Origin of the sequence: Nesterenkonia sandarakina, assembly GCF_003003175.1 — a bacterium.
Lineage (GTDB): Bacteria > Actinomycetota > Actinomycetes > Actinomycetales > Micrococcaceae > Nesterenkonia > Nesterenkonia sandarakina_A.
On the sequence record NZ_PVTY01000010.1, the window covers coordinates 41,732 to 59,941 of the forward strand.

Genomic DNA, 18,210 nt, shown 5'->3' on the forward strand with positions numbered 1-18,210 from the left:
TCTCCTCCTCCAAGGATCGGCATGCGCGAAAGTGCGGGAATCGGCCTCCAGCATAGGCAGGTGCGGGTTACGGGGCCGTTACAAGATCGGCATTTACATGTCCGTAACCGGGCAGGATGAATGGAGAAACATCCGTTTCATAGGTTGGGGCCAATCAACCTTCAGGAGGACGGATGCCCCCCGCCCAGACCCGCGTCGACACGCTGATCACCAACGCCTACATCGTGCTCGAGGCTTCCGGCGCAGGTGCCGACGCCCAGCAGCAGGCGCTGGAGGCCGGCCGTGAGATCGACGGCGGCTGGATCGCGCTCGACGCCGGCCGAGTCATGAGCGCGGGGCCCTCCACGCAGGCAGCGCCGCTGGCGGATCGCGTCATCGACGCGGGAGGCCGGCTGGTGACCCCGGGCCTGGTGAACACTCACCATCACATGTACCAGAACCTCACGCGGGCCTTCGCGCCGGCGATCAACGGCACCCTCTTCCAATGGCTGACCACGCTCTATCCCCGCTGGGCGGCGCTGGACGAGGAGTCCACCTACCTCTCCACCTATGTGGCCTGTGCGGAGCTGCTGCTCAGCGGATGCACCACCTCCTCGGACCATATGTACGTCCACCCGACGCCGAATCTGATTGATGCGCAGATCACCGCGACCACCGAGATCGGGTTCCGCTTCATGGCGAACCGCGGCTCGATGACCCGCTCGGTCGAGGACGGCGGGCTGCCGCCCAAGTCGGTGGTCCAGGACGAGGATACGATCCTCGCCGACTCCGAACGGCTGATCTCCACCTTCCACGACCCGGCCCCCGGAGCGATGACCCGGGTGGCGCTGGCGCCGTGCTCGATGTTCTCGGTCAGCGAGTCGATCATGCGAGCCACCGCCGAGCTCGCCGAGAAGCACGACGTGCGGCTGCACACCCACCTGGCGGAGGACAAGGACGAGGACACCTACGCGCTGGAGGTCTACGGCCGGCGCCCGGTGGAGTACTTCGAAGACGTCGGCTGGGCCACCCCGCGCTCCTGGGTGGCCCACTATGTCTACGGCACTGAGGAGGAGAACCGCCGTCTGGCTGCTGCCGGGGTCAGCGCGACCCAGTGCCCGAGTTCGAACATGATCATCTGCGGAGACGCGGCCGACGCGAAAGCGCTGCGATCGATGGGCATGTCGGTGGGAATCGGGTGCGACGGCTCCGCCTCAGCCGACTCTGCCAACCTGTGGATGGAGACTCGCGGAGCACTCCTGCTCGCTCGACACCGCGGAGGACCTGCCGCCTTCTCCGCGCGGGAAGCATTGAATATGGCAACCCTGGGCAGCGCGGCGAATCTCGGCTGGGCTGACGAGATCGGGCATCTGCGTCCCGGGGCCTGTGCGGACCTGGTGATGTGGGAATCAGCCCCGCTGTCTCAGACCGGGGCCTTCACGGACCCCGTCGAGGCGTGGGTGCGCTCCGGACCCGCCCGTGCCTGGCACAGCTTTGTGGACGGAAAGGCACTCATTGAATCCGGTGAGTTGAAGCTCGCCGGTCTCGAAAACATCCTCCCGCGCCATCGCGCCGCCGCACGCACAATGCAGGGCCTCGATTGATCTTGCAGTTCACGTCCACCGCAGCACCACGCAGCCGCTGAAAGGCCCCCCCCATGACACTGACCCTCTACATTCCGGATCTCCTCGTTCCCATGACCTCTCCTCTGGGGGTCGTCGCCGGACATGCTGTTCTTGTCGAGGACAGCGTCATTGCCGCAGTGGGGCCTGTGGAACAGCTCCGCGCCGAGAATCACGGTGTCACCGAGGTTCGTCTCGATAATCAGGTCCTCATGCCAGGACTGGTCAACACACATCACCATTCTGGGATCCTTCGCGGTACGGCAGAGCATCTGCCTGTCTGGGAGTGGCTCCGTGTCCATATCGACCCCATGCACCGAGTCCTGCGCGCCGATGAAGCCCAGACTGCCGCGTATCTCTGTTACGCAGAGGGGCTTCTCGCCGGGACGACCACCACCGTCGATATGTGGCGCTATATGGACGGCTGCGCTGAGGCCGCCGAGCAGCTCGGTAATCGCCTCGTGACGGTGAACTATGTCGGGGAGCACCCTGAGCACAACTACTTCGACACCCTCGATGACAACGAACGCATGCTCAAGACCTGGGGCCCCGGTGCAGGCCGCGGAGACGGACGAATCATCCCCTGGGTCGGGTTGGAACACCCCTTCTACGCCGACGATGCCGGGATGGCGCGCGCAGTGGAGCTGGCACAGAAATACGAGACCGGTCTGTACACGCACTGCAGTGAATCCCAGCTGGACGTCACCGAGTTCCACGCTCGGTATGGCAAGCGGCCCGTGCATGCCTTGAAAGATCTCGGTTTCTTTGATGTTCCGCGTACTGTCCTGGCGCACGCCGTGTGGTTGGACGAATCGGAGATCGCCTATATGGCCACGCAGAGGGCTGGGGTGGCGCACAACCCAGTGAGCAACATGAAGCTCGCCAGCGGAATGGCGCCCGTGGCAGACATGCTGGCCGCAGGAATACCTGTGGGCATCGGCACGGACGGGGAAAAGGAGAACAACAACCTGGACATGTTCGAGGAGATGAAAGTCTCATCACTGCTAGGAAAGCTGCGAAGCATGGACGCAGCAGCGATGGATTCTTGGGAGGTGCTGACCATGGCAACTATCGGTGGAGCTCGCGCGCTGGGCCTGGACCACCGCATCGGTTCGGTAGAAGTCGGCAAACAGGCGGATCTCATCGCGGTGCGTACCGACACTCCCCGCATGACACCGCTGCTCTCCGAGGGGCGCTACGCGAATATCCATCACAACCTCGTCCACGCCGTCCGTGGCAGCGACGTCAGCCTCACCATGGTCGACGGCCAGGTCATCACCAGAGATGGGGAGCTTCTGAGCGCTGAACTGCCGGAACTCATCCAAGCAGCACGCCGGGCCGTTCCCGGTCTCTTCGAACGCCGCAGCCAGTACCTCGCTGCAGTGGAAGCAGGAGAAGCTGCAGCAATCACCGCACGAGGGTCTGAAGACTCTGCCGCCCGGGTTTGAACCCGGATCTTGCACCCAACACGTCACTGACATCTAGGAGAGACCAATGAGCACACTTCGCAAAAACACCCCGTGGGCCCGCAGCGTCACAGCCGGAACGATCAGCCTCGGGCTGCTGGCCCTTTCGGCCTGCAGCGAAGGAGCCGCCGCCGAGGACGAAGCGTCTGAGGATGCCAACTACGGTTCAATCGACGTTCCGCTGTCCTGGTTGCACACCGCAGAATTCGTCGGCCTCTATGAAGCCATCGACAACGGGTACTACGAGGAAAACGGGTTCGAATCGGTCAACCTGATCCCCGGCGGACCATCAGCAACACCCTCCACCGTGCAGGTAGCTTCCGGCGCGGGCCTCGTCGGCTGGTCGAATCCGCTGCTGGTTGCTTCGACCATCGAAGCAGAGGGTGAGGACGCACCGTTGAAGATCATCGGTTCTGTCTTCCAGGACATTCCCTACACCGTGGTCACGATGAGTGACAATCCGGCCACAGAGCCGGATGACCTCATCGGTATGAGCGTCGGTGTCCCTCCGGCGAATGAGCCGGTGTTCAACGCCTTCCTCGCGGCCAACGACCTCGATGGCGAAGTGGAGGTGGCTTCCATCCAGGCCGATACGCAGCCCTTCCTCAATGGTGAGATCGACGCGTACTTCGGCTTCGCCACCAATGAGCTGATCAGCATCGAGATGGCTGGCTACGACGTCGAATCCATGATGTTCGTGGATCACGGACTGCCCTTCTCCGGTGGTTCGCTGGTGGCCACAGAGGAGAACATCGAAGAGAACCGTGAGGAGCTCAAGGCATTTCTGGAGGCCTCCGTCCGAGGATGGCAGGATGCGCTCGCGGACCCTGAAGAGGCAGCACGGACCACCGTCGAAGACCACGCGGCAGACCAGAACCTCGACTATGACCACCAGCTGCGGACCGCTGAGACCCAGGCCGAGCTCATCGCCTCGGAGTGGACCCAGGAGAACGGCCTCTTCACGATGTCAGACGACGCGATCTCCGACACTCTCGACGCCGTGGAAGCAGTGGGCTATGACGTGCCCGAAGATCTGTTCGATCTCAGTCTTCTCGAGGAGATCTACGAAGAGAACCCTGATCTCATCGAACATCCGCTTCCGTGAAGACACTAAGCGAGAACTAGCAAGGAGTACGACGTGATAGCAGAGACCAGCACCCACAACCCCGCTGTGGACACCGACAGCATGCACTTGACCGGGGACGGCATCAGCCTCAGCGGTCTGAGCAAGATCTTCGGTTCAGGGTCGAAGCAGGTCACCGCCTTGGAGGACGTGAACCTTGCCACCGGGCGGGGGACCTTCCTCTCACTGCTGGGACCATCCGGGTGCGGCAAATCCACGATTCTGCGGATGCTCGCGGGTCTGGAGGAGCCCAGCTCAGGCGAACTTCGGATGGATGGCCAGTCACCCGCAGAGCTCCGAGCGGGCAACCACCTGGGAATTGCCTTCCAGGACTCGGCTCTGCTGCCCTGGCGAAGTGTGGTCTCCAATATCCGGCTGCCCTTGGAAGTGGCGGGGATCAAGCCCGAGCCTGGCTTGATCCAGGGCCTCGTGGATCTGGTGGGACTCAAAGGTTTCGAGAAGGCGCGTCCTGCTCAGCTCTCCGGAGGTATGCGTCAACGGGTGTCGATTGCGCGGGCACTGGTCGTGAAACCCTCGGTTCTGCTTCTCGATGAACCCTTCGGGGCACTGGATGACATGACCAGGCAGCGATTGAACATGGAGCTCCTGAGGATCTGGACCGAGAAGCCTGCGACGACGCTGATGGTCACCCACGGCATCGCCGAAGCGATCTTCCTCTCTGATGTCGTTGCGGTCATGAGCGCTCGTCCCGGTCGCATCCGAGAGGTGTTTGAAGTGGACCTCCCGCGTCCACGCACGCCCGAGATGCAGCGCACCCCAGAGTTCCACGCTCTGGTGGACCACGCTTCCGATCTGCTCTTCGGGCAACGGGACCAAAGTGGTGTCTCATGAGTCACGGCTCAGCGGTGGGGACCGAGCCAACAGCCGCTTCAAGCGTCAAGTCGGCGCCGGCTCGCCCGTCCTCCTTCACGCTCCCGCGCTGGGCTCCCGGTGCCATGGGCCTGCTCGTGGTTCTGGTGGTCTGGTGGGTCGTCGGCGCTGCGAACCTTGTGGGTCGTGGCGCAGGTGGGAACGTCTCGGCAGTCCCCACTCCACCTGAGGTCCTGCAGCAGCTCGTGACCGATGGATTCTCCTTCTACTGGCGCAATGCATCGGTCACATTGGCCGAGGCAGGTATCGGTTTTGCCGTCGGCAACGCTTTGGCTGTCGCTACGGCGGGACTGGTCCTGCTTGCTCCCTGGCTCGAGCGACTTGCGACGCAGCTTGCAGTCATCACCTACTGCCTCCCGCTGATCGCGATCGGTCCGGTGATCTTCGCCGTGGCTGGTCCACCCATCAGCGGAGAACCGTCCATGACGGCGGCCGTGCTGGCGGGTCTCTCCGTGTACTTCGTCACCGTAGTGACCACTATCCAGGGCCTCAAGGCAGCTGATCCCTCGGGTCTCGATGTCATCGCCGTTGCGGGTGGCAATCGATTTCATCAACTGGTCAAGGTTCAGCTGATCACGGCAGTGCCGTATATCTTCACCGCGCTGAAGATCGCGGCCCCCGCCTCGGTCCTCGGAGCCATCCTCGGTGAGTTCGTGGGTGGCGTTGATAGTGGTCTGGGGCCTGCGATGGTCAGCGCTCAGGAAACCCTGAATGTTGATCGGCTTTGGGCGCTTGCGCTGGTGGCGGTTCTCGTCGCCGGGGCGGCCTATGCGGTGATCGCGCTCGCGGGGCGCCTGGCGACTCCGTGGGCAGGAAAGGAATCCTGATGCAAAAGACCCTCACGCTTCTCAAACCGCTGGGGAATCTGGTCATCTCGCTTGCGCTGATCCTCATCGCCTGGGTCGGACTGCTGGCATTCTTCGATGTCTCCGGGATCATCGGCAAAGGTCCGCTGGATGTCTACGAGTACCTCTTTGTCGAAGAGGCCGCCGCTGAGAACCTTGCGCTTGTCTGGTCGGACTTTCAGATCACCATGGTCGATACGCTCATCGGGTTCACCGCGGGTCTGCTCGTCGCGCTGGTAGTGGCGATGATGTTTCAGCTCTTCAAGGGATTCGAAGCGGCCATGATGCCGCTGGCGATGATCTGCCGTTCGGTGCCGCTGGTTGCGATGGCTCCCATCATCGTCCTCATCTTTGGCCGGGACTGGCTGTCCGTGGCGGCAATGGGCACGATCGTCGTCATCTTCCCGGCGCTGGTGACGATCGTAGAAGGTTTGCGTTCCACCTCACCTGCAATGTCGGAGGTGGTCCAGGTCTATGGCGGAGGCCCAGCCACGGTGTTGCGCAAAGTGGCGATGCCAGCTTCCGTTCCCTCCTTCTTCACCGCCACCAGGGTTTCTATCCCTGGAGCTCTCACCGGAGCGCTGCTGGCGGAATGGTTGGCTACCGGGGATGGGATCGGCTATGGCATCTTCCAAGCGATCGCCAATACGCAGTACGACCGGCTCTGGGCCTCGGTGCTGGTGGTCACTCTCGCCTCGCTGCTGCTGTATTCGGTCATTGGTGTTGTTGAACGCGTGGTGGCTCGTCGGACAGGGATGGGGCTGGACGCATAGATGAGTGAGAAGGAGTTCCTCTATCCAAGCTCGGAGGAGCTGGCGGTCCTGCGTGAGGTTGCCGTCGGGAGGCGGACCCCAGATCTGATCATCCGCGGAGGCCTGGTGCTCTCGCCGGGGACCAAGGAATGGCTGCAGTGCGACGTGGTCATCGCGGGTCGCCATATCGCGGCGCTCACGCCCTGGGAGCATTTCTCGACGGCCGGCCAGGAGCTCTCGGCGCACGGTCAGCATGTGGTGCCCACCTATATAGACGCTCACCTGCACATCGAATACACGAACCTGACTCCTGGTGAACTGGCTCGGCTGAGCCTAGCCAGGGGAACAGGGACGGTGCTGACCGACCCGAATGGAGCAGCGAACGTCTGGGGAACCGCAGGAATGGATTTTCTGCTGCATACCGACACTCCGCTCCGGATTTTCCAACAGGTATCACCCACTACGCCGGCCTCCCACTTGCTTGAACGCGGAGGGGCGGTGATCTCCGAAGAGGAGGTGCACGGCCGCCTTCACCAGGGTTCGACACTCACCCTCGGCGAGGGCAATCCCTTCGACTACGGCGCTGTATCCACTGCCCGTTTTCGTGCTGCTCTCGCCGCTGGAAGGCGTATCACCGGACATACCGCCGCGCAGACGCATGAGTCACTCTGGGGTTACCTGGCTGCCGGGGTCAGCGATGACCATAATTCCTCCACGTTGGCGGAAGTGCTCGAGAGAACGCGGCTTGGTGCCATGATCACCGTGATGGCGTCATCGCTGGCCGATAACACCACCAAGATCTTCGCCGACATCGAAGGATTGGAGCCGGCGCTGGAGAACCTGTGCTTCTGCGCCGACGATAAGCACGTGCTGGACCTCTCCCAGGAGGGTCATATCGATCATCATCTGCGTCAGGCCATGGACGCCGGAATTGATCCCCTCATGGCGTACCGTATGGCGACGATGCACCCGGCCCACTACTACCGTCTGGACCAGATACTTGGGGTGGTGGCACCCTCGCGTGTCGCGGATCTCCAGATCATTCCTGATCTGCGCGAGGCGCTGCCGTCCGTGGTGCTCGCCGGGGGAGTGGTCGTGGCGTGCGACGGCTCGGCCCTCTTCGAGAATTCCGACGAGCTGCCAGCCTGGACTGCAGACACCATTCGACTCCCCGAGAGCCTCGATCCCGAGATGTTCGTGCTCAGCGCACCCACCCCGGAAGGACAGGTGCGAGTGCGAGCCATGGAGATGTACAACGGCTACTTCAAGCAGGCCTTCACGGCAGAGCTGCCAGTTCAGCACGGACACGTCCAGGCTGATCCCGCTCAGGATGTGCTCAAGATTGCGGTGGTAGATCGTCACCATGGCACAGCGGACACCGGCATAGGCTTCGTCCGTGGATTCGGGCTGACCCACGGCGCCCTCGCGATCAGCATGAACTGTCCCAATATGAACATTGCTGTGGTGGGCGTGGACGACGAATCCATGCTGCTCGCCGTCGACACTCTGCGCACTATGGGCGGCGGATACGTGGCCGTGGCTCACGGGAAAGTCATCACCACTGTGCCGCTACCCGTAGGCGGCATGATGAGTGCGGTCAGCTTCGAAGAGACCGCCGAGAGGCTCGAGCGGGCTCACCACGCAGCGGCAGGACTCGGCTGTCCTATGGCTTCCCCCTTCATCATCCTGTCCTTCGTCGGTCTGTACGTGGTGCCCGACTACGGCATCACGGAATGGGGGTTGATCGACACCCCAGCACAAGAGTTCATCGACGTCCTGCTTCCCGGACCCAGCGAGTCCTGCGTCCACGACTGACGACCGCGACTCACAGTCGCCCCACGCGAGATGTGACGCTCAGAGCAGGGCCGTCCGCAGGGCCAAGGCCGCGCCGTCGAAATCTGCCAGCAGCCGTTGTCTTTGCTGGTCCGGACACCACGAGGCGATGAATCCCTGCCTCGCGATGGCGGTAGCTTCATCCGCAGTGATACCCAGAGCGGGCAACGCCTCCATATACTCACGGGCGAGGTCCGTCTTGAAGAACACTGCATCGTCAGTGGCCAGCGTCACCGGCAGACCGGCCCGAACCATGCGCGCGATCCTGTGCTCAGGAGTAAGCTCCCAGCCTGAGAGCATCACGGTGGAATGGGGTGTGCAGGTGAAGCTGAGCCCCGTGGCTCTGATCGCTCTGAGCGCCTCGGGATCATCGATCACTCGATAACCATGGTCAATCCGATCAAGCTGAAGCTCGGTTGCCGCGGTGACCACATCACTCGGTGAGGCTTCCATGGTCTCTCCCACATGAGCGGTGCAGCGAAGTCCCGACTCACGGGCAAGTCGGTACGCCTCGGCGAAACGCAGCGGATCCTCAGACTTCTCCGGCGTCAGATCATCCTGTCCGATTCCCAGCACCTCATTCCTGGGATGTGCAACGACGGTGCGCACCAGGTCCACGGCGGCATGAGCAGGGAGTGAACGGTTGATCCCGATAATGATTCCGAACCCGACACCGAAATCACGTTCGGCGGCGCTCAGGCCGCTGATCATGGCATCAATGACAGTGGGATAGTCCATCCCCGGTCCTGGGCGACCAAAAGCACCCCGTACAAGGTTGTCGGGATTCACGAAGTACTCGCGGTAGCGCAGATTTGCCTTGGCCACCGCATCTTGCGCTCCTTCATAGGCAATCCGCGCAATCTCCTCAGGAGTGGTCAGAGCCAGGTGAGCAGCGTTGAAGACATCGAGGAAATCGGCAAGTCCGGAGTAGTCGAAGAGCTGATCGAGATCGAAGGTCCTCAGCCGCACCCCATGGGCCTGGCAGAGCTCCAGGAGCGTTTCGGGGCGCATCGTCGAGACAAAGTGGCAGTGCAGCTCTGCCTTGGGAAGAAGCTGCAAGTAGGTGCGCAGATCGGTCACGACAGGACCCCTTTCCAGTGCCAGCGAGGTAGAAACGAGTGTTTCTTAGTGCCTCGACTCTACGCAGCACAGTGTTACTCATGTATTACGTCTTCACGGCTTCACGCCTTTTACCCGCGCGTAACAGGAGGGCGAAGTGGGTGAAATATTCGTTTCATAGAGTGTGGGTGTTCCCACCGGGGGATCACTGATGAGGAGTAGCTCAATGCATACACGCACCCGTTCCCACCGACATAGCCTCACCGGTCTGGCCGCCTTGGGCGTGCTCCTGCTGACATCTTGTTCGGGCGACGATGCTGCAGCGGACAGTGAAGACGGGGCCTCCGGCGAAGCAAGTTATGGAGCGCTGGAGATCCCCCTTTCCTGGGTCAAGACCTGGGAATTCGCAGGCATGTACTTTGCCGAGGACAGCGGCTACTACGAGGAAGCCGGCTTCGAGTCCGTCAATCTGATATCTGGCGGTCCTTCGGCCACCCCGGCTGCAACTCAGCTCGTCACCGGTGACAACCTCGCCGCGATGTCCAACCCCATCGACACCGCCTCCTTGATCGAAGCCGAGGGTGAAGATGCTCCGGTCAAGATCATCGGTTCGGTCTTCCAGCAGAACGCCTTCTCGATCTTCTCGCTCGCAGACAACCCCGCCGAAGAGCCGGCCGATCTGGAAGGCATGACCGTCGGCGTCGCCCCCGGCAACGAGCCAGCCTTCTATGCCTTCCTGGAGGTCAATGACATCGATGAAGAAGATGTCGAAGTCGTCTCGATCCAGGGGGACGCCGGCGGACTGTTGACCGGTGAATTCGATGCCTCCATTGGATTCGCAACAAACCAGGCGACTGCGATCGAGCTCGAAGGCGCAGAGGTCGTGAATATGATGCTCGCCGATCACGGTCTGCCGTTTGCCGCAGGCTCCATCGTCACCACCGAGGAGAACATCGAAGAGAACCGCGATGAGTTGAAGGCCTTCCTGGAAGCGACCATTCGCGGTTGGCAGGACGCGTTGAATGATCCGGAAGCCGGAGTGGAGATGACCGTGGAGGATCACGGCGCCGATCAAGGTCTGGATCCGGAGCACCAGCAGCTTACGGCCGAGCGTCAGATGGAACTCATGACCAACGAATGGACCGATGAAAACGGCCTGCTCACGATGAGTGATGAGGCCGTAGACGACACCCTTGAGGCTGTGGAAGCGGTGGGCTATGAGCTCCCGGACGACATCTTCGACATGACGCTCATCAACGAGGTCTACGAGGAGAACCCGGACCTCATCGAGTACTGATCGACTGATACAGGAAAAGGCTTCTCCCGGTCACCCGATCGGGAGAAGCCATCACCCGCCCGTCTGACGGTGACGATTCAGGTTCTGCGCAGTTCCTGAGACAGGGTAGCGGCCTCCGAGTGGAGCTCCCGCGGCGCTGATCTCCCAGGAAGTGACTATGACTCCGATCCCAGACACGCTGGCCGGACTTTCCTTCAATCCGGTGGAACCGAGCACGACGGCGGCCGCAAACTTCCTCGCCCTGGGGCCCAAGGGGCTCTTGATCGACGGTAGGTGGACCGAGGCCGCCGAAGGTGCCGAGTTTCCCAGCGCAGATCCGGCAACCGGCCGAACACTTGCCATGGTGCCAAGGGCCAGCGCGCGGGACGCGGACGCTGCCGTGGCTGCGGCACGGACCGCACTTGAGTCTGGTCCGTGGGCGGCAAGCACGCCGGAGGATCGGTCACGGATGCTCTGGCGGATCGCGGACCTGCTCGAAGCCAATCTCGAAGAGCTTGCGGCGCTGGAATCTCTGGATCAGGGCAAAGTGCTCGCCACTGCGAAGTTCGGTGAGATTCCAGGAGCAATCGCGCAATTCAGGTACTACGCAGGGGCCGCTAGAGCTCTCGAGGGAACCACCGTTCCGACATCCCTGCGGAGGCAGGGTCCGGATAAGCAGATCTTCGCCTATACCGTGCGAGAGCCGGTCGGTGTAGTGGCGGCCATCGTCCCGTGGAACAGCCCGCTGCTGATGGCTGCCATGAAGCTGGCCCCTGCGCTCGCAGCAGGCTGCACCGTGGTGCTCAAGCCTGCTGAGAACACACCCTTGACCGCTCTACGCCTGGGCGAACTGCTTCTCGAGGCAGGGGTTCCAGCTGGCGTCGTCAATATCCTCACTGGATTCGGTCAGGAGGTCGGAGCGGCACTGGCCACCCATCCGGGCGTGGACAAGATCACCTTCACCGGATCCACTGCTGTCGGGAAACAGCTCGTGGGCGACGCGCGCAGCAATCTGAAGCGACTCACTCTGGAGCTGGGCGGGAAGTCACCGGCCATCATCATGGATGACGCCGACGTCGCGCGCGCAGCGGCTGGGGTCTCCCGGGGAATCTTCGACAACGGCGGTCAGGTCTGCGTGGCCAGCTCGAGGATCTACGCGCATCGCTTGGTCTACGAACAGGTGCTTGAAGCGATGGTCACACAGGCGGAGTCGCTGAGCCTGGGACACGGGATGGACCCTGGCGCGGGCCTGGGTCCCCTGGTGAGCAGAGCTCAGGCGGATCGAGTGGATTCCTATGTGGCTGCTGGCCGTGCCGCCGGTGTTTCGGTGCTCACGGGAGGAAAGCAGGGCGGAGCTGAAGGCACCTTCTTTCAACCCACGGTCCTCAGCGGTGTAGCCGAGGACTCTCCGCTCATGCGCGAAGAGATCTTCGGGCCCGTGGCAGTGGTCACGCCATTCGATGACCCCGCCGAAGTCATTGGCTGGGCGAATGATTCCCGCTATGGGCTGGCCGCCAGTGTATGGACCGAAGGGCTCTCGAGTGCTCACCGGATGGCTGCGCAGATCAAAGCGGGAACCGTTTGGATCAACTGTCACTCCTACTTCTCCCCGGAACTTCCGAAGGGTGGCCACAAGGAATCCGGATGGGGCTATGAGAACGGAACCCTGGGGCTGTCGAACTATCTCGAGTCCAAGACCGTGTGCGCGGTGATCTGAGGAGACCATGAAACATATCAGCCTGGGCGTCTTCGAGATGCTCAATCCGAATAACGGACTACCGACCTGGACGCACCCCGACGCGAAAGCGAAGAGCTGGGATCAGACGGGGTACTGGGTGCAAACCGCGAAGCTGCTCGACGACGCAGGGTTCGATTTCTTATTCTTCGCAGACACCTACGGCTTCCCCTCCATCGCCGGCAGCGTCCCTGATGAGGTCATGCGTCATGGGATCCAGTTCCCGGGACTTGACCCCATGCTGCTCATCGGCGCGCTGGCCCAAGCAACGTCCCGACTCGGTTTCGTGGTGACCTCGCCGACCACGGTGGAGCACCCCTATGCGACAGCACGACGGTTCGCCTCCCTGGACCATTACACCGCTGGTCGGATCGGGTGGAACGTCGTCACCGGCAGTTCACAGACGACTACTGACCGGCTCTTCGGGATCGAAGATCAACAGGCCACCCATGACGAGCGCTACGCCCGTGCCGAGGAGTTCCTCCAGATCTGCTCCGCGCTCTGGGAGACCAGCTGGGAGGAAGATGCGGAGCAGCGGGATCAGGTGACGGGGACCTACGCGGATCCGGAGAAGGTCCACGAGGTGTCCCACGACGGCCTCTTCTACCGCTGCCACGGCCCCTTCGCCGTCGCCCCAGGTCCCCAGCGCACGCCGGTGCTCTTTCAGGCGGGCACATCATCGCGGGGCCGAGCATTTGCCGCGGCGCACGCTGAAGCAGTCTTTATCCAGGGTCAGAACGCACCCCAGGCTGCAGACCAGGTCGCCTCGATCCGCAAGTCTGCAGGCCAAGTGGGGCGCGCTCCGGAGTCGATCAAAGTCATCTCTGGAATGACGGTGGTGTTGGGAGCCTCCCACGCACATGCCCAGGCGCGCCGGGAAGAGCTGGAGGCACTCTACGACCCTGCCGACGCCGCGGTGCTCTTTGCCGGAATGACGGGCATCGATCTGCGCCGGCTGGAAAGCTCCGCCCCGGTGACCGAGGCCGTGGCGGCAGGTCTGGACTCTCAACAGGGGCAGACGCTGATCGATCGCTATGTGAGGCCTGGAGCGCCGGTGCCGACCATCGGAGAGGTGCTCGATCGCTTTCGGCTGCAGGCGTTGCGCGGATTCCAACTCACCGGCACCGCCGAAGAGGTGGCACAGCAGATCGAGGAGCTGGTCGAGGCCACCGACATCGACGGGTTCATGTTGGAGCCCACCTTCGGTGGCTCGGCAGCCTTCGCAGAGTTCGCCGAGACGGTTGCCCCGCTACTTCGGCAGCGAGGCCTTCTTCCGGGCCTGCCCACGCAGGACAGCCCGTCGCTCACCCTGCGTGAACGGGTTATCGGCTCAGGTCCTCATCGTTCACTTGCCCCCGAATCGAAAGAATCAGGTCAACCATGAAAAAAGAAGCGGTCGATGCCGTGATCAGCGGCCTCAAACAGGCGGGAGTCGAGGTCGTGTGCTACCTCCCAGACTCGCTGCTCAAAGAGCTCTACCCCGCACTTGACGCAGATCCGGATATCCGGACCGTGCAGGTCACCAACGAGGGCGAGGGAGCTGCCATCTGCGGTGGAGTATTCCTCTCCGGCAAGCGGGCGGCGCTGATCATGGAGAACTCGGGATTGCGCGCCTCCGTGGAACATCTGGCTCGCCTCGGTCTCGGTGCAGGCATCCCAGTGATCATGATCATGAGCCACCGCGGAGATCTGGGTGAGAACAACTGGTGGGCCATTCCGCATGGGATCACGATGGAACCGATCTTGGATGCCCTGAGAACGCCCTACCGGATTGTGAAACAGACCGATGAGATCTCACAGGCGATCCAGGACAGCTATACCTGGTCCTATAACGCGTACCACCACTCAGCCGTCGTGCTTTCAGGAGGAATCGTCCGATGATGAAGCGTTATGAATGCATGCAGCGGTTGGGTGCACAGCTCGACGACGAGCTGGTGATCCTCTCTCTGGGAGGGGCAGTAGACGAGTGGTACAACGCGGCACCCCATATGCGTGAAGGATCCCTGTTTCAACAGCAGCTGGGCTGCGTCACGGGCGAGGCGTTGGGACTTGCCATCGGATTGCCGAACCGGCGGATCGTATCCCTGGACACTGATGGCGGATTGCTCTTCGACCTTGGAATTCTCGCCACCCTGGGCAACGAGAAGCCAGAGAACCTCTTCGTGGTGGTCTGGGACAACGAGAGCTACCAGTCCATCGGGGGGCCGAAGACGCACACAGCCTCCGGGACCGTGAACCTGGCAGAGATCGCCAGGGGCTGCGGTATCGAACAGGCTTTCGTAGTGAGGGATCTAGACGAGTTCGAAGATCATTGTCGTCGAGGACTGGGTGCAAAGGAACCATATGTAATCGTGGCTAAAACCGACGGGATCCTCCAGCCAGGTATCAGCAGAAAGCACTCTGACGGTCGAGAGGACAAGTACATATTCGTCCGTCACGTGGAAAAGACCGAAGGTGTCAGCATCATGGGTCCCAGTGAGCACAACTGATGGGTACTCCGGCGATGGGCGAAGAGCACGATCTTATTGTCATAGGTGCAGGTTCGTCGGGTTGTGTTTTGGCCCGTCGGCTGGCGGAGGATCCCTCTCTCAGGGTTTTGTTGATCGAGGCCGGGGCCGCGGAGGAGTCTATGCCCGCCGTGCAGCAGGCCCGGGAGTGGACTAGCCTGCTTGGCGGCGAGCTCGATTGGAACGAGACGTACTCTCCGAGCGAGAGAGTAGACGGGCGTAGCATCCCGATTCCACGCGGACGAGTGGTGGGGGGATCGTCGTCTATCAACGCAATGCTTTGGTACCGGGGTCATCCTGATGACTACGACGCGTGGGAAGCAGCCGGTGCTACTGGCTGGAATCACGCCGCGATGTTGCCCTTCTTCAAGCGTTCCGAGGATTGGATGCGCGGGGAGAACGAGCATCGAGGCGTTGGGGGTCCGATGCGCATCGAGGTCTCACCAGCCCCCCACCCGGTGGCGGAGTCGCTGCTCACCGGAGCACAGGAGGTCGGTCTCCCCTTTATCGATGACGCGAACGCCCAAAGCAATGAGGGTGCCTGTCTCGCAAACTTCAATGCCGTCAATGTGACGTCCAAACCTGGCGCAGTGACTCGATTGGAGAGATGGAGCGCCGCGCGTGGCTATCTCCGGCCGGCGGCGCGATGGTCGAATCTCAAGGTCATGACAGGTACCACGGTGAGGCAGCTGATTCTCGAGGCGGGAGTCTGTGTTGGGGTCCGTTGTCGGACTGGAGGTGAAGACCGGGAACTCCGGGCCTCTCAGGGGATCGTCCTAGCCTCTGGCGCACTCGGCACCCCGCGCCTTCTAATGCTGTCAGGACTGGGTCCACCGCAGCAGCTCCGCGAGGCGGGGATCGTTCCAAAAGTCGACCTACCCGGCGTAGGGGCCAACTTCCAAGATCATCCGCTGCTTCGGGGGATGAACTTTCGTATGAGGCAGCCGCTCGGCCCTGTCCGCGACAACGGCGGCGGCGCGATGCTGAACTGGCGTTCCTCTCAGGCTGACCATCGCCCCGATTTGCACGTTTTTGTCGTACAGGGCGTTCATGCGGGTCCAGAGGTGGTCCGTCGCTACGGAATCGATCCCTCCGACGAATCGATCTGCGCTATATCCCCGGGTCTGATGCGAAGTCGCAGCATAGGGAAGATCAAACTCCTCTCCGCAGACGGCAAGATGGACATCCAACCGAACTATCTGGAAGCGCCGGAGGACCTGTCGGCACTCGTAGAGGGAATCGATATGGTTCTGGATTTGGCCCAAACGCGTAGCTATCGGCGAATCCTCGACGGACCCCTGTCGCCAGGCGGCAAGCTCTCACGCCGAGAGGCAGAACAGTTCATCCGGATGTCCTGCGACACCTTCTTCCACTGCTGTGGAAGCGCTGCCATGGGCACGGACGATCGAGCGGTCGTAACCCCGGATCTGCAAGTGCGGGGAGTGGAGAATCTCTGGGTGGCGGACGCCTCCGTCATTCCCGTAATCCCCACCAGTAATATCCAGGCACCTGTCATTGCCGTAGCTGAGCGTGCTGCAGAGCTGATTCGAGGACGTCTTGGAAACACAGCCGACCGACCGAGCTTGGGGAGTTCTCTCTGATGTCCGCTTTTGGGACGCTCGTGGAGCCCGAGCACGCAGGCGCACTCGCGGGAACTTCGGCCGCTATTTTCGCGGCAGATCAGGCGCGCGACGTCTTCGCCTCCTATCCCTCCGGGGTCGCCGCGCTGTGCGCGCAGACCCCGCAGGGGCCTGTCGGGTTCGTGGTGACCTCCTTCAGCGCGGGGGTCTCCTACGATCCTCCGATGGTGGCCTTCTCGGCGCAGAACAGCTCACGGACCTGGACGGTGCTGCGCGGGGCCCGCAGCATCGGGGTCTCCGTGTTGGGGGACGCCCAGCAGCAGGCCTGCCTCCAGCTCGCCTCCAGAACCGGTGACCGGTTCGCGAATCTCCCGCACCGCGTCACCGATTCCGGTGCGGTGCTGCTGGAGGACTCGCCCCTGCGGCTGGACTGCGAGGTGCTCAGCGAGACCCCCGCCGGGGATCACCAGGTGGTGCTGCTGCAGGTCCATGGAGCCAAGGTGCAGGAGCACCTCTCCCCGATGGTCTACCGTTCCCGCGGCTTCCACCACATCATCGCCGCCGGCTGAGGTCGGCTCCGCAGACTTCTTCGGCCCCGCAGACCTCTGCGGAGCCTCAGTCCTCTGCGGAGCCGCCGCCCGGCGGCATCGATCCTCCGAAGAGCGGCTCGAAGTTGGGTCGCTTCGCGTGGATCCCATCCCCGGAGGACCGTCCACGCAGCCGCCGGACCACCCAGGGGAAGAGGTGGTGGCGGGCCCACACGGCGTCGTCGACGCGCGCCTCGCGCCAGGTGCGCACCGGCACCGGACTCGGCTCAGAGGGCTGCAGGTCGTGCTTGACGTTCATGGTGTCCAGCGCCATCCGAGCGATGGTGTGGTGGCCCAGGGCGGAGAAGTGCAGCCGATCCTCGTCCCACATCTCCGGGCGGGTCAGCTCGCGCAGGGACCACATGTCCGCGACCAGCGCGTCGTGCCGGGCCGCGATGGTGCGCACGTTCTCGTTGAAGATCGCCACCTTCCCGCGGATCGATCCGACCACCGGAGTCTCGCGGACGTCGGGGCCGTTGAACAGCACGATGGTCGCGCCGGTGGTGCTCAGGATCTGCACCATCGTGTCGAGGATCCGAGCGGTCTCATCGGGGTCCCCGCCGGGCCGGATGACATCGTTGCCGCCGGCGCACAGGGTGATCAGGTCCGGGCGCAGCTGCAGCGCCGGGGCGATCTGCTCGTCGCGGATCTGACCGATGAGCTTGCCGCGCACCGCCAGGTTGGCATAGGAGAACTTCGGCGATCCCTCGACGGCGGCGGCGCCGAGGGCGAGCTCCTCGGCCACTCGGTCGGCCCAGCCGCGGTGGTAGCCGGGTCTGGTCTCATCGGGGTCCCCGATGCCCTCGGTGAAGGAATCGCCCAGGGCCACATAGCGGGTCCACGGGTGCCGGGGGGTCAGCGGGTGCTCTCCCGCGTCGGAGGAGGTGTCAGGTGTCTCAAGAAGATCATCAGTATCGTTCACCCATATATTCTCTCCGACGACCCCCGCCGGATG

The 18,210-nt window shown here is 62.7% G+C and carries 16 protein-coding genes; 14 read left to right on the top strand and 2 right to left on the bottom strand.

All coding sequences use genetic code 11. From position 1 onward, the window contains the following. The first annotated feature begins 173 nt into the window (after positions 1-173). The 7 genes from BCL67_RS09600 (at position 174) to BCL67_RS09630 (ending at position 8,493) form a co-directional block, all read left to right on the top strand. On the top strand, positions 174-1,583 hold the full coding sequence (locus tag BCL67_RS09600) for an amidohydrolase family protein (RefSeq protein WP_106123228.1): 1,410 nt from the start codon (positions 174-176) through the stop codon (positions 1,581-1,583). Between the two features lie 53 nt (positions 1,584-1,636). Continuing rightward, on the top strand, positions 1,637-3,049 hold the full coding sequence (locus BCL67_RS09605) for an amidohydrolase family protein (protein ID WP_106123229.1): 1,413 nt from the start codon (positions 1,637-1,639) through the stop codon (positions 3,047-3,049). Between the two features lie 46 nt (positions 3,050-3,095). Next, on the top strand, positions 3,096-4,172 hold the full coding sequence (locus tag BCL67_RS09610) for an ABC transporter substrate-binding protein (RefSeq protein WP_106123230.1): 1,077 nt from the start codon (positions 3,096-3,098) through the stop codon (positions 4,170-4,172). An 81-nt stretch (positions 4,173-4,253) separates the two neighbouring features. Further along, positions 4,254-5,042 carry an ABC transporter ATP-binding protein gene (locus BCL67_RS09615; protein ID WP_106123294.1) on the top strand — a complete coding sequence of 263 codons (789 nt, stop codon included), beginning with the start codon at positions 4,254-4,256 and terminating at the stop codon, positions 5,040-5,042. A 224-nt stretch (positions 5,043-5,266) separates the two neighbouring features. Then, complete coding sequence (locus BCL67_RS09620) at positions 5,267-5,908, top strand: ABC transporter permease (RefSeq protein ID WP_258174935.1); 642 nt, start codon at positions 5,267-5,269, stop codon at positions 5,906-5,908. Beyond that, positions 5,908-6,699 (top strand): ABC transporter permease, encoded by a 792-nt coding sequence (locus tag BCL67_RS09625; protein ID WP_106123232.1) that lies wholly within the window; start codon positions 5,908-5,910, stop codon positions 6,697-6,699. The genes BCL67_RS09620 and BCL67_RS09625 overlap by 1 nt, the downstream gene beginning before the upstream one ends. Positions 6,700-6,804: 105 nt before the next feature. Continuing rightward, on the top strand, positions 6,805-8,493 hold the full coding sequence (locus BCL67_RS09630; RefSeq protein ID WP_181255964.1) for an adenine deaminase C-terminal domain-containing protein: 1,689 nt from the start codon (positions 6,805-6,807) through the stop codon (positions 8,491-8,493). 39 nt (positions 8,494-8,532) lie between these two features. On the opposite strand, the gene add is transcribed toward BCL67_RS09630, so the two are convergent. Further along, a complete protein-coding gene (add, locus tag BCL67_RS09635) occupies positions 8,533-9,591 on the bottom strand; it encodes an adenosine deaminase (RefSeq protein ID WP_106123234.1) in 1,059 nt (352 codons plus the stop codon). A 262-nt stretch (positions 9,592-9,853) separates the two neighbouring features. On the opposite strand from add, the gene BCL67_RS09640 reads away from it, so the two are divergent. The 7 genes from BCL67_RS09640 (at position 9,854) to BCL67_RS09670 (ending at position 17,237) form a co-directional block, all read left to right on the top strand. Further along, the gene (locus BCL67_RS09640; RefSeq protein WP_258174944.1) at positions 9,854-10,867 is read left to right on the top strand and encodes an ABC transporter substrate-binding protein; all 1,014 of its coding nucleotides are present in this window, start codon (positions 9,854-9,856) and stop codon (positions 10,865-10,867) included. A 157-nt stretch (positions 10,868-11,024) separates the two neighbouring features. Then, positions 11,025-12,563, top strand: a complete 1,539-nt coding sequence (locus BCL67_RS09645; protein ID WP_106123236.1) for an aldehyde dehydrogenase family protein — start codon at positions 11,025-11,027, stop codon at positions 12,561-12,563. Positions 12,564-12,570: 7 nt separating this feature from the next. Further along, positions 12,571-13,965, top strand: coding sequence for an NtaA/DmoA family FMN-dependent monooxygenase (locus BCL67_RS09650; protein ID WP_106123237.1), 1,395 nt, complete (start codon positions 12,571-12,573; stop codon positions 13,963-13,965). Continuing rightward, on the top strand, positions 13,962-14,462 hold the full coding sequence (locus BCL67_RS09655; RefSeq protein ID WP_106123238.1) for a thiamine pyrophosphate-binding protein: 501 nt from the start codon (positions 13,962-13,964) through the stop codon (positions 14,460-14,462). The genes BCL67_RS09650 and BCL67_RS09655 overlap by 4 nt, the downstream gene beginning before the upstream one ends. Next, positions 14,459-15,070, top strand: a complete 612-nt coding sequence (locus BCL67_RS09660; RefSeq protein WP_219886480.1) for a thiamine pyrophosphate-dependent enzyme — start codon at positions 14,459-14,461, stop codon at positions 15,068-15,070. Before BCL67_RS09655 ends, BCL67_RS09660 begins: the two co-directional genes overlap by 4 nt. Further along, positions 15,070-16,689, top strand: coding sequence for a GMC family oxidoreductase (locus BCL67_RS09665; protein WP_106123239.1), 1,620 nt, complete (start codon positions 15,070-15,072; stop codon positions 16,687-16,689). The genes BCL67_RS09660 and BCL67_RS09665 overlap by 1 nt, the downstream gene beginning before the upstream one ends. After that, a complete protein-coding gene (locus tag BCL67_RS09670) occupies positions 16,689-17,237 on the top strand; it encodes a flavin reductase family protein (protein ID WP_106123240.1) in 549 nt (182 codons plus the stop codon). The genes BCL67_RS09665 and BCL67_RS09670 overlap by 1 nt, the downstream gene beginning before the upstream one ends. Before the next feature lie 46 nt (positions 17,238-17,283). On the opposite strand, the gene BCL67_RS09675 is transcribed toward BCL67_RS09670, so the two are convergent. After that, the gene (locus BCL67_RS09675; protein ID WP_374955640.1) at positions 17,284-18,177 is read right to left on the bottom strand and encodes an SGNH/GDSL hydrolase family protein; all 894 of its coding nucleotides are present in this window, start codon (positions 18,175-18,177) and stop codon (positions 17,284-17,286) included. Positions 18,178-18,210: the final 33 nt, after the last annotated feature.

Coding starts and splice junctions, on each gene's coding strand:
- BCL67_RS09600 (WP_106123228.1), top strand. CDS start 174: ATGCCCCCCGCCCAGACCCGCGTCGACACGCTGATCACCAACGCCTAC.
- BCL67_RS09605 (WP_106123229.1), top strand. CDS start 1,637: ATGACACTGACCCTCTACATTCCGGATCTCCTCGTTCCCATGACCTCT.
- BCL67_RS09610 (WP_106123230.1), top strand. CDS start 3,096: ATGAGCACACTTCGCAAAAACACCCCGTGGGCCCGCAGCGTCACAGCC.
- BCL67_RS09615 (WP_106123294.1), top strand. CDS start 4,254: ATGCACTTGACCGGGGACGGCATCAGCCTCAGCGGTCTGAGCAAGATC.
- BCL67_RS09625 (WP_106123232.1), top strand. CDS start 5,908: ATGCAAAAGACCCTCACGCTTCTCAAACCGCTGGGGAATCTGGTCATC.
- BCL67_RS09645 (WP_106123236.1), top strand. CDS start 11,025: ATGACTCCGATCCCAGACACGCTGGCCGGACTTTCCTTCAATCCGGTG.
- BCL67_RS09650 (WP_106123237.1), top strand. CDS start 12,571: ATGAAACATATCAGCCTGGGCGTCTTCGAGATGCTCAATCCGAATAAC.
- BCL67_RS09655 (WP_106123238.1), top strand. CDS start 13,962: ATGAAAAAAGAAGCGGTCGATGCCGTGATCAGCGGCCTCAAACAGGCG.
- BCL67_RS09660 (WP_219886480.1), top strand. CDS start 14,459: ATGATGAAGCGTTATGAATGCATGCAGCGGTTGGGTGCACAGCTCGAC.
- BCL67_RS09665 (WP_106123239.1), top strand. CDS start 15,070: ATGGGTACTCCGGCGATGGGCGAAGAGCACGATCTTATTGTCATAGGT.
- BCL67_RS09670 (WP_106123240.1), top strand. CDS start 16,689: ATGTCCGCTTTTGGGACGCTCGTGGAGCCCGAGCACGCAGGCGCACTC.